General features: G+C 47.8%; 9 protein-coding genes. 4 read left to right on the top strand and 5 right to left on the bottom strand.

Annotated features, from left to right (window positions below; translation table 11 throughout):
• Nucleotides 1-148 precede the first annotated feature (148 nt).
• From hisA to GA003_11200, 3 genes are all read left to right on the top strand, one after another.
• Entirely contained in the window at nucleotides 149-883 is a 735-nt protein-coding gene (gene hisA / locus GA003_11210) for a 1-(5-phosphoribosyl)-5-[(5-phosphoribosylamino)methylideneamino]imidazole-4-carboxamide isomerase (GenBank protein ID QXD26613.1), read from the top strand.
• A 50-nt stretch (nucleotides 884-933) separates the two neighbouring features.
• Nucleotides 934-2580, top strand: a complete 1647-nt coding sequence (locus tag GA003_11205; GenBank protein QXD26612.1) for a peptide ABC transporter substrate-binding protein — start codon at nucleotides 934-936, stop codon at nucleotides 2578-2580.
• 94 nt (nucleotides 2581-2674) lie between these two features.
• Entirely contained in the window at nucleotides 2675-5149 is a 2475-nt protein-coding gene (locus GA003_11200; protein QXD26611.1) for a hypothetical protein, read from the top strand.
• 9 nt (nucleotides 5150-5158) lie between these two features.
• Here GA003_11200 and GA003_11195 read toward each other — a convergent pair whose 3' ends face one another.
• From GA003_11195 to GA003_11180, 4 genes are all read right to left on the bottom strand, one after another.
• Nucleotides 5159-6553, bottom strand: a complete 1395-nt coding sequence (locus GA003_11195; GenBank protein ID QXD26610.1) for an FAD-dependent oxidoreductase — start codon at nucleotides 6551-6553, stop codon at nucleotides 5159-5161.
• A 184-nt stretch (nucleotides 6554-6737) separates the two neighbouring features.
• A complete protein-coding gene (locus tag GA003_11190) occupies nucleotides 6738-7241 on the bottom strand; it encodes a hypothetical protein (protein QXD26609.1) in 504 nt (167 codons plus the stop codon).
• A gap of 430 nt (nucleotides 7242-7671) precedes the next feature.
• Nucleotides 7672-8238, bottom strand: coding sequence for a prepilin-type N-terminal cleavage/methylation domain-containing protein (locus tag GA003_11185; GenBank protein QXD26608.1), 567 nt, complete (start codon nucleotides 8236-8238; stop codon nucleotides 7672-7674).
• Complete coding sequence (locus GA003_11180; GenBank protein ID QXD26607.1) at nucleotides 8235-8798, bottom strand: DJ-1/PfpI family protein; 564 nt, start codon at nucleotides 8796-8798, stop codon at nucleotides 8235-8237. Before GA003_11180 ends, GA003_11185 begins: the two co-directional genes overlap by 4 nt.
• Nucleotides 8799-8892: 94 nt before the next feature.
• Here GA003_11180 and GA003_11175 point away from each other — a divergent pair, with 94 nt between their 5' ends.
• Nucleotides 8893-9789, top strand: coding sequence for an NAD-dependent epimerase/dehydratase family protein (locus GA003_11175; GenBank protein ID QXD26606.1), 897 nt, complete (start codon nucleotides 8893-8895; stop codon nucleotides 9787-9789).
• A 28-nt stretch (nucleotides 9790-9817) separates the two neighbouring features.
• Here the strand turns inward: GA003_11175 and GA003_11170 are convergent, their stop codons facing one another.
• A complete protein-coding gene (locus GA003_11170; protein QXD26605.1) occupies nucleotides 9818-12106 on the bottom strand; it encodes a VCBS repeat-containing protein in 2289 nt (762 codons plus the stop codon).
• Between the last annotated feature and the right edge of the window lies 1 nt (nucleotide 12107).

The following is a 12107-nucleotide window of genomic DNA, read 5'->3' as shown; positions in this document are numbered from 1 at the left end:
TGGGGACAAGTCAGGATTTAGCTTTGGGAATACAAGTCTCGTTAATGTTGAAGTCCAAAATTGTGGTAGGGTGTCCGTGTTCAGGTGTCAGAGAATACATTCCCATATTTCGATTGCATGTACCGATAATCCACCTAACCCCTTAGGTGTGATTATTTATCCTGCCATCGATATCAAAAACGGGAAGGCCGTACGCCTTCTTCAAGGAAAAGCGGACCAGGAAACGGTCTATTACGATCGTCCAGCTGACGCTGCCAAAGTATGGATGGAGTCAGGGACGACATGGATGCACATGGTAGATCTTGATGGGGCATTTACCGGAACTGGCAGCAACCTTAAGCATGTTGAGGAGGTGGCCGCCCTGGGACTTAACGTTCAGTTGGGTGGAGGATTGCGGGACAGAGCTTCTGTGAAGGCTGCGTTCGACGCTGGCGTTTCCCGAGCGGTTATTGGTACACGTGCTTGTTCGGAGCCCGAATTCGTAAGAGAGCTCGTGCAAGAATTTGGTGATAAAATTGCCGTTGGCATTGATGCTAAAGACGGGCTTGTCGCGGTTAAGGGCTGGGTAGATACCTCTGACGTAACAGCATTGGGTTTGGCCAAACAGGTCTCTGACTTTGGGGTTCGAACTATCATTTACACCGATATCAGTACTGATGGCATGATGACGGGACCCAATCTGGAAGCGCAGGAAGAAATGCTTAATAACTGTTCAGCCAATATTATTGCAAGCGGAGGGGTTTCCCGCATGGAAGACCTGGATAATCTTGCCGTGTTGGATGGTCGCCACAGCAATCTGGATGGAGTGATCACCGGGAAAGCTATTTACGAAGGAGCCATCGACCTTTCCACAGCTTTGTCAAAATATCCTCAAGTCAGCTAGGCTGGTTGTCTGGACTTGATCGTTGGTCTGTTGGGCCTAGGATCGAGCCAATGATATCACCCCATCTTCGACTTGATCGGCGCCTGACTAAAGGCGGTTTCTCAATACTTATCCTCTTATCCGGTTTTCTGTTTACCGCCTGTGGGCCTCGTGAACGTGTGGTTGATAGGGCTGTAAAGAATCAGGAGCTTTACATTGCGAACGGAGCTGAGCCTCAGTCTCTGGATCCTCACATCGTGACCGGGGTTCCAGAGATGCAGATTGTGAGAAATTTGTTTGAGGGGCTTGTTGTGTTCAACTACCAGACGCTTGATATGATTCCGGCTGCGGCCGAAAGTTGGGAAGTGAGTGAGGATGGCAAGACCTACACTTTTTTTCTACGCAAGGACCTGAAATGGTCGAATGGAGATTCACTTACTGCTCATGATTTTCACTACAGCTTCAAACGAAGCATATCTCCAAAAATGGCCTCCCCTTATATTACTTTCATGACAAGTATTTCTAATTGCCTGCCATACAACAAAGGAGAGGTAACCGATTTCGACCAGGTAGGTTGTAAAGTGGTGGATGATTATACTCTGGAGTTTCACTTAGATCATCCAAATCCGCCATTTCTGCTATACATGGCAAGCGGGCAGTATTTTTACCCCGTGCACAAGGCTACGGTGGAGGCGCATGGAGAGATGGATCAACGTGGGACCGCTTGGATTCGACCGGGCAATATCGTGACTAATGGCCCCTTTCAGTTGGGTGAATGGTCCACCAATACGGTACTTTCGGTTGAGCCCAATCCGCATTACTGGGACCGAGAAGCTGTTCTCCTCAATAAAGCACATTTCTTCCCCATCGAAAATTTGGATACACAATATCGATCTTATCTGAATGGCGAAGTGCATATTGCTCGTCATATTCCTCTTCACGCCATTCAAGAGCTTGAGAAAACGAAACCTGCTGATTACAGGAGTCATTTATATTTGGGAACTTACTATTATGGCTTCAATACACGCAAAGCTCCCTTGAATGATGCACGAGTGCGTAAGGCACTTTCTTTGGCGTTGGACCGTGAGTTAATCGTCAATGAAGTTACGCAAGGGGGGCAGCAATCGGCCTATTCCTTTGTTCCTCCAGGGGCTAACAAGTATCAACCGGACTACACGTTCTCAAAAAATGTGGAAGAGGCTAAAAACCTATTAGCTGAAGCTGGCTATCCAAACGGAGAGGGATTCCCCACATTGGAAATCCTGTTTAATACTTCTGAACAACATAAAGCCATTGCTGAAACAGCCCAGCAAATGTGGAAAAATACCTTGGGTATTGAAATCCGATTGGTGAATATGGAATGGAAGGTATACCTCGACGCTCGCGATAATGGCGATTTCGATATCGTGAGGGCTGGATGGGTCGGAGGACTCGATTACCAAGGGTACTTGGATCTTTTTAATAGCGATTCAGGCAATAATGATACCGGATGGACAAATCCGGAGTTTGATAAGCTCTATAAAGCGGCCGCAGAAATCATGGATCCTGAACTACGAATAAAAACGGTTCAGCAAGCCGAGAAGATTCTTCTCAGTGAAATGCCCATTGCTCCCGTCTATCATTACACCGTTAACTATATGATAGATACTCGGGTGAAAAACTATTACTCAAACAGCATCGACGAGCGTAACTACAAGCACGTCTATTTGGAAGAGTAGCTTCCTCGATTGGTTATTTATTAAGGCGGTTTGAAACATTGCTTGCTGTTGCAGTGTTTAAAGCAGCAGTATGTCCGTTTTTGCCTGAATAATTATGCGATTTTCTTTCTCCCTCAAACCGGCGCTGGCTCTAGTCCTTGTTCTTCAAGTCTTCTTAGGGGCACTATCAAGCTACGGACAAATTTTCGAACAACCTACCAGTGGGTTTCTCGATGAAGGTGCCGGTACCTTGTTTGGCATAGGATCTAAAGAAATGGGTGAATTAGGTGATTCGACGGGAGGGGATGCCTACACTCCAGAGTTACTTAGATACGGGGTTGATTCAATCGAAGCGGGCGCTTTTGCAAGTTTGATCCTATTGCAAAATGGGAAATTGCTGGGCCCTTCTGTTGACGAGAACCAGAACGTCCATGTCGAAATCGATACCGAGGTCGTATCTATGGCTAGGGGTTTTAGTTATACGCTCTACATAAAAGAAGATGGCAAGCTATACGGAGTGGGCGCGAATCAGGATGGGCAGCTCGGAGATGGGACCACTGAGGATCGCGATTCTCCAGTAGAAATAGCGAGTGAAGTGGCGGCCGTTAGCACCGTATTCAGGCACACGCTTTTCTTGAAGAATGACGGATCCCTTTGGTCTATGGGTTACAATGAGTTTGGTGCTTTGGGCGATGGTACGAGTGATAAGCGATTGAATCCGTTTATGGTAGACACAGGGGTCGCTGCTATCAGTGCCGGAGCCGATTTCAGCTTCTATATCAAGTCCGATAATACTCTGTGGGCAATGGGTGATAACATTATTGGTCAATTAGGAAATGGAACCTTGGTTGACCAATTCAATCCCGTGCAGATCTCCGAGGATGTGCTGATGGTGTCGGCCGATGGTGGAGGATCTTTCGCTCATTTTATTAAAGACGACAATACGCTTTGGGCGATGGGCGACAACGGAGCAGGACAGTTCGGAGATGGAACATTTGCCGATAGCTCAAATCCAATGCCCATCGATTCGGAAGTCGCATTTGTGGGAGGCGGTCAATCTGATGCCTACTATATAAAATTGGATGGTACGCTTCTTGGGATGGGAGCAAACCTAAGAGGTGAGCTTGGGGATGGTACTGCCAATGAGCGTCCAACTCCAATCATCATCGATAGCGACGTGAAGCAAGTAAGCGGAGGATCCCTTTATGCTATGTATGTGAAGGAAGATGGGTTGGTCTATGGTTTAGGAAAACGTTCGAGTTTCGGAACGGGAGAAAACTTCACTACAGCGCCACTACAAACCCTGGATGGAATCAAAGCTGTTTCATCAACCTTCTATAGTTTATTTCTGCGCGAAGATGGTGTGTTGCTCGGAACAGGTGACAACTTCTTTGATCAAATGGGCGACCAATACTCATTGTCCTTAAATGCTCCTGTCGAAGTCGCAAACGATGTGATCTTTATGGATACAGGTTGGGGGCACACACTCTATATAACTGCTGATGGCACTTTATGGGGAATCGGCCTGAATGAGGATGGTCAACTCGGGGCAGGGGATTCTGTGGTCGAGGGCGCTCCTGTTGAAGTTGCCAGCAATGTCGTGTCTGTATCTGCCGGTGGAGGGCATTCTTTGTATATAACCTCCGATGGTAATTTATGGGGTATGGGGAACAATCTAAGTGGCCAGCTAGGTGATGTCACCAATTTGAGTCGTACAATTCCAGTGATGTTAGATAGCAATGTCATCGCTGCTTCTGCGGGTTTTGGACATAGTCTATATTTAAAGGCAGATGGGGTGCTTCTTGGTATGGGAACTAACGACGATGGAGAATTGGGTACCGATGAGTTTGCCGTTACAAACAGTCCTTTCGAGATCGATACCAATGTGGCAGCGATATCTGCCGGAGAGTATTCGAGTCTATACATTAAGGAAGATGGTTCGTTGATGGGCATGGGATGGAATGAGTTGGGCCAATTGGGAGATGGAACCAAGGCAGACCGATCCACGCCTGTTTCGATAGCTTCCGATGTGGTTGCCATTAGCTCCGGGGGAGGTCACTCGCTTTTCTTAACCGAAGATGGTATCTTGCATGGCATGGGGCTCAACGAAAGTGGACAACTGGGGACAACGAATTTTGGTAGTCATGTGTTAAGCCCCATCGAACTGGCTAGCAACGTGGATGCATTTCATGCCGGAGTGGATCATACCTTTTTCATTCGTTTAGAAAGCTTTGAAGATTGGGCGGAAGCTCACTTCACGGCCGAAGAATTGGCTGACCCGAATGTGTCATCGATGGAGGCCGATCCAGACGGAGACAGCTATAATAACTATTTCGAATACCGAGCAGGCCTGGATCCCAAGGATGCCAAATCGCGTTTATATTATACGTATACAAATGGACCCAATCCTAGTTTAAGTATGGGGCCCATTGATCAGAGCGCGAAACCGATTGTGCAAACGAGTGATGGGTTGACCGTCTGGATCCCTCTTGATCCTCAGCTGTATACTTTGGAAAACGATCAGTTGGTGGTGGATCTTGGAAGCTTGTTACCCAGCGGATTCTTCCGTGTCGTTATTTTTGAAGAGTAGCAGCAGCTATTAATACTCCAGTCCGAGCTCGTCGGCTATATCTTCGAGTGGGTAGGTAACCATCTCAGCCAAGGTTGGGTGATACCAAGGAGCATTCAGAAGATCCACGACTGTTGCCTTGAGACTGACCGCAACGGAAAATGCGTGAATGAGTTCACCGGCGTCCTTGCCCACAATCTCTGCACCGAGAATCTTGCCCGTTCGATCGGCGAATACTCGGACATAGCCGTGCTTCGCCTCCATCAAAATGGATTTTCCATGATCATCCCAGGGATAATCTGCGGATAGATATTCGATGCCTTCCCGCTTAAGCATATTTTCATCCATTCCAGCCAATGCTATCTGTGGATCTGTAAATATCACTCCCAGGAAGTCCCAGTCCGACGGCTCTCTAACTTTTCTGCCTGTAGCGTGCTTCGCTACTGCTTCACCTTGAATGATTGCCACGTGGACAATTTCAACGGGACCCGCAACATCACCTGCCGCATATACATGGGGGTTCTCTGTCTGATTGTAGGAACCCGTTTTGATGTGGCCGCTTCGGTTGGTTGAAATACCGGCCGCTTCCAAATTGAGACCGACCGTATTGGGAACACGTCCCAGAGCGTTGAACAGGTATTTGGCTTTTTGAATGATCTGCTCGCCGTTTTGTTCGAATTGGACCTCAAATTCATCTTCATTCTTGGATATCTTGCTAATGCTTGTGTTGGTATAGAGCTCAACCCCTTCTTCACGAAACACCTTTTCCACGACTTCTGCCGCTTCCGTTGATACCTCTTTTAGGATGTGAGGGCTTCTCTGGATTTGGATGACTTTGCTGCCCACGCGATTCAGGAATTGGGTGAGCTCACTGGCAACGATTCCACCGCCCAATACAATGACCGATTCCGGTAAAAAGTCTAAATCAAGTACCTCATCGCTGGTCCATACGCCTTCCAGGTCGCGAAGACCCGGTATGTTGGGGACCTGAACGATCGAACCCGTTGAGATCAGAATCTTATCGGCCGTTAACTCGGTACCGTCATCCAACTTTATGGAATTAGGGCCGGTGAACTCAGCTCGGTTTCGGTAAAGAGTAAATTTATCACTTTCGAGGCCTTCGACTCGATAATCTGAAAACTCTTTGATCGTATCTACTTTCCTTTGATGAATGAGCGACATGTCTGCTCGCGCTTCCGGAATATCCAATCCAAAGAGTTTTCCGTTTTTAGCGTGATGAAGCACTTCAGCTGAGTAGATCAGCGTCTTAGATGGCATACAGCCTCGCAGAATGCAGAGACCACCAAGCTGTTCACTTCCATCTACGATAGCAACTCGATCGAGTACCTCACGGGCGGTTCGAGCTGCAGCATAGCCGGCACTGCCACCGCCTATAACAAGAAAATCAAAATGATTGGGATTCATGAAGCCTTAGTGTTGGGGTGAAGAGATTCCTTTCAATGGTAGAGTAGCTCTAGCTTCCAGCCTGTGTTTTGCAAACGCCGAGGTTTCGTAATCAAGGCAGTGCGGTTTCGGTTTATACAAACGAATCGCCTCAACGGGTTATAGGCGTTCTTGAACTATAAACAGGCAAGATGCCTATTCTACTTCACTCAACTCGTTCAATCAGGTTGGTTGCCTGAATCTTATAGGAGCCACGTCGCCTTGGAGGTTCAAGCAGCAGAATGACTCTACGGTTTTCTGCGTACTCCAAGTCCTTTTCAAAAACAAATTTAGGGCCTTCATTGGTTTCTACTAAAAAGGCGACAGGAATGCCTTCATCTATAAAGGGGTTCAAGCTGAACGAATCAGAGATGCCCGGTTCGAAATATCTATTTTGCGTGCCCACTTTTCCTGCTAAGCGAACCCCTGTGGCATTGAACACGCGAATGCTGTTGATGGGAAAATTGGATGGATCAGCGTCAACAAAATGAACATTGAATTTGTTACTCGAGTCTGAGGGTGCGGTCGTCAGAATCAGAATGGCTTTTTCGACACCACCAGGGATCAAGGTTCTAGCAATAGGAATGCGCTTGGTGTTTTCTGGATCAGTTGGGTAGCGGGTCAGGCTCTTCTCGAAAGAAGGTAAGAGTTGCTGGTCCTTGGTATTCATGAACGCGACCTTTCATGAACTTTCCTAGGCTCAAGGTATCGACTTCTTCTGTACGTGCCTCAAATCGAATGCCAGCCCAGTCCCCTCTGCCGACCCGATAGGCCCAAAACTGGATCTCTCTGGTAGGTTCTTGAGGTGCTTGTGCATCTCCGAGGGGCGGGATGATTAATGTTAGGAATGCAATTACTAGGATGTAGCAAACGGCAGAGCGGGGACCAGCCGACGCCTGAAGGCTGAGGCAAGGCACGCGCTCTAGCCCTGCCCTTCTAATTCTAAGAGTTAGGGCCATTGCATCCTTGCAATGCCGCAGCAGAGCACAATGCAACCCCCTTATATTTGTGATTCGTCGAGCCATTTAAAGTGTAGGATTTTGAATTTTCGACCGAACCCGTTTGCCGAGGCACTCACATCACCCGATTCATCAAATAGGTCAGGGAACCTTTGAACCCAGGCTTCGCACCACTTTGTTGTTCAAGCCGGTCATTCTACCTGTGCTCTTAAACTCGTAGTAATTCCAATCTGAGCCCGAGCCTTCTGTCTCCGGATTCAGGGAAGGGAAATTGAGCTTCATCGTTTGCCCATTATTATTGGATGTTGGCCTGTCTTCATTCCAAGTAACCTGCGCAGCTCCTGATTCTGGGATGAAGAAAATTCCCTCCGGTAAATATTCTCCTTTTAGGGCGTTTTCCCATTGTCCGGAATCGAGTCCCGTTTCTACCACCACGCCAAAGTAGCGAAGAAATTTGTCAGATTCTTCCTGGTTGCTCGGTTCTGTCGAATAGAGGATTAAGCGGCTGCGATTCCGTTTTAGAATGGCTTGAGATCGGGCGTTGGCAAACGCCTGGCTAAGGAGCATCTGAGCGGTATCGAGACGAGGAGCATTCTCGTTATGGTTAAGAGCGCTGAACAGAATGCCTGTTAGAATAGCAATCACCGTAATGGCGACGAGTAGTTCAACGACCGTGAAGCCCGCTCTCTTTTTGCGTCGAGTTATCAAGTGCGTTGGCCTGCCTTAGAAAAGTGAATGCTTTCTGCAACGTTTTGCGAGGTTTCTGAACTGGTCATTCGCTTTGCTAGTTCCAGACCAAATTCAATCGCGGTACCCGCTCCACGCGAAGTGATGATGTGGCCATCGGTAACGACGGTGCTTGTTTCATCGATATCTGGAAGTTCATCCGCCACCGAGAAGTGGGCCGTATAGGCCCGGCCCTCCAATACTTCTGCATCATTTAGGATCAATGGAGCGGCACAGATAGCTGCAGTGGGTTTACCAATCTCCGCATGGTTGCGGACAAATTCTATGACTCTCGAATTCTCTCGAAGAGGATACACGCCCGGTCCTCCGGGAATTACCACGAGGTTGTAACTGTTTTCAGCAATGTCCTCAAAGAGCTCATCCGCTTTCACGGTGATTCCATTCTTTCCAGTGACTTCCAACTGTGGGCCTGTAGATGCGGTGGTGCATTCAACACCCGCTCGTCTTAATATATCGAGTGGGGCGATGGCTTCGAGTTCTTCCAGCCCTTCATGAAAAATAAATAAAGCAGTGCTACTCATGCCAAAGATTTTCACCTAATTGTGGCCCGGATTTCAAGCTTGAGGAGGTAGGACTTGATGATTTTTAAAAACTGATACTTATTCCTCTGTTTTGATGGAGGAGAATGAATTTAAAGGAAAGCACCTGTTGGTGTGCGGAATGGGCTACCTTGGTAAACGAGTAGCTCGCCAGGCTCTTGATAGAGGGATGCGTGTGACAGCATTGACACGCTCCGCTGAGAAAGCAGAAGCCCTGCGCAAAGAAGGCTATGAGATGATCGTGGCAGATTTAGTGCAGCAAGCCTGGTATCAGGATGTGACTGAGCCGGTTGACTACATCCTCAATTGCGTGAGTGCAGGAGGTGGAGGTGTTGATGGCTATGTGCGAGCCTACATCGAGGGGATGCACTCGCTGCTGCACTACTGTACTGGCGACTTTAATGGGAGGCTTATCTACACCAGTTCTACAGGTGTTTATCCTTTCAGTGATGGTGAGATTGTAACTGAAGACACTCCCTTTGATCCTCAGTCGGAAACTTCCGAGATACTTAAAACCTCAGAAGGATTCCTTCAGCGTAGTGGTCCAGATCACTGGGCGATTTTACGCTTAGCAGGGATCTATGGGCCTGATCGTCACTATTTATTGAACCAGATCAGGTCTGGAGAAATCGAGCTATCTGGAGAAGGGGGCAACTACCTCAACTTAATACACGTGGATGACATCTGCTCTGCCATTTGGAGCGTATGGGAGGCTGATGAGTCTGCCCTCAACACCATTTACAATGTGAGTGATGATCAACCTGCATTAAAAGAGGAGGTCGTTTCTTGGTTGGCAGAAAAGACAGGGAATCCTATGCCACAGTTTAATCCAAAGAAATCAATCCGTCAGCGTCATCTGCCAAATGGAAAACTTCCTAATCGGATTATATCCAATAAAAAGTTAAAAGCAGCGACTGGTTGGCAGCCGGAGTATCCGACTTACCGTGAGGGGTTTGCAGGACTGATCGGGTAGCAAATGCTATCAGTCTGGGACAGACCGCCTAGTAATAGATCAACAACCGATCGTGGACTAGGAGAACCAGATCATCTTTACCATCGTTGTTGAGGTCTCGGACTCCAACATCTTTGGGTTGGTAGTTGATCTGCTGATTTCCACGCTGTGTGTTTTGATCGAACAAAGTGAACTCCAGGTTCTGTGACCATGTTCCTTCGTCGGATTTGGAAAATAATTCAAGGATATGTTGGTTGGGGTCGATACCGACAAGCTGTATGGAATCCCCGTCCGAGCGATTGGTTGCATAGAGGAAGGAGTAGCGCACGTCCTCTGTTTCCGGTTCGAAAAAATCATTGTGGATATCGAGCTTCCATCGTTCTCCTTCGTCCGGGAGGAGGTAAAAGCGTTTTTCGCCACCGATAAGCAATGCCTGGCGTCCCTTCCCAAGGTCAATGTGTCTTCCAAGAACTGGTTTTATGGGAGGCAATTCTTTTTGATTGTTACCCTGGAGGCTGGAACGGTTGTCCTGGCCAGCCCAATACAGGTGATCATCCTTGGGGTCGAAGTAGACCATTCCTCCGGAATCGTCACGGTTGTAGGGAATCGGCAGGTGAGCATCCTGTTTTCGCTTAGGTGTATTGAACTGTTCGCTTATTATGAAATCGTCCTTCTCGGCGTCATATTTTATTTTGCGCAAAAATCCCGTGTCTGCGATGAAGATCTCGTCGACCCCATCCTTGTCCATATCGGAAAAGTTAATGCGGTCAGAAGAGAGGTCATAGAGAAGGGTCTTCCGGAGGGCGGCCTCTTTCGCTACCTCTACGTAGGCTCCTTCTTCATATTTGAAAAATCGTGAGGCTTCACGTTGTCCAAGTATAACCAGGAAGGGCTTTGATTTCTCAAGGTAGGCGAGGGCAAGTCCTCGAGGCTCGTTTTTTAAGTCCTTCAGCTCTTGGCGATTTGCTTCCCATTCGTTCTCTTTATTGAGAACAAACTCTGTCAGGTGATAGTCTCGGCTGATTTTTTCGATAATCACGATGCCCTTGAATCCACCAGCAGCTTTGTGAGCACTTATCAGCTTCACGGGTTCGCCCTCAAGAGGCAGTAAGCTTGGAAAGGGCAATTCCCCGTCCTTGCTCAGTTGGGAGATGCCGGCCATTCTTTCATTTTGGCTGATTTGAACAATGATTGGCTTTTGTGTCTTGGGATGCTGGAGAATAGAAACGCCATCCAAATAGGCGAAGGCTGGAAAGTTTTGCTGAGTGGAGAATAGACCGTTTTTCTCCTGCATGAATACCTGGATCTGAGCACCTTCGGCATCCCCAATGATCAGGTCGGTCCGTTTGTCTCCATTGAGATCACCCCACGTGTAAAGGGCCGCACTGCGGATGTTGGAGTTTACCGGGTAGGTGAATGATTGGATGTCTTTGAAGGCATCTCCCGAATTGAAGCTTTCTTGAGTTACGCTGAATTCTTTTACCTGTCCGGTTCGGCCATCGGAGTAAATAAATGCAGGAGATGCGTCCTTTGCCGTTTGTAGTTGCGAGTAAATGGCTGAACTGAATTCAATCGGAATCTCTGGGCCAAATTCTCCAGCTTCGATCTGCATTCGCAAGGCGAGGAACTGTGCGTTTTGATTCGAATGGTAATACATCAAATCCGGCAATTCGTCGTTATCGAGGTCTGGGGTGATTAGATTCCAGGCCGCATTCTCTTCAACGTAGAATTCCGAAATAGTAAAATCCAGTTCGCCTTTACTCTTTAGGAAAATGAGAATCTTGTCGCTTCCAAGCGCAATGATGTCTTCCTGCTTATCTTGGTTAAGGTCGGTTAGTACCAATGTCCGGCCACGTTGCTTGGGTGTGAATTCATCGAAGGTCCAGGATTGCTCAAATTCGCCTTCCTTGTCTTGCAGATAGACGGAGATGGCATCTCGGTTTCCCGTAATGGCCAGATCGATACGGCCATCTTTATTGAAATCAGCGAGGCCCAAATCGTAGGCCGATTGCTCAAGGACCATAAACCGTTTCTCAAACCAGCCGTCTTCCAACTCTGGTTCCCATTTTGCCTTGGAGGCTTCTTTGCCAATACTCCGCTTTTGCTTCTTATCGCTTTGCCGTATTAAGAACTCAATCTTGCCCTCAGAGTTATTGATAAGCGCGAGGTCATCCAGACCGTCATTGTTCAGGTCTGCAAATCGTGGGGCTCTTAGGTTCCAATCAAGTTGGGTTATATTGGGGCCTTGAAGAATTGTCTTACCTTCGTCTGCTAGGGATGAATTATAGCCAGCAGCGAGGCTGAGAAGGCCGAGTGTAATGGAAGCTAGTTTTCGCACG

It is taken from the genome of Opitutia bacterium ISCC 52, assembly GCA_014529675.2.
Taxonomy (GTDB): Bacteria; Verrucomicrobiota; Verrucomicrobiia; order Opitutales; family UBA2995; genus UBA2995.
Note: the sequence above shows the minus strand (reverse complement) of the source record. Positions and strands in the feature narration are given on the sequence as shown.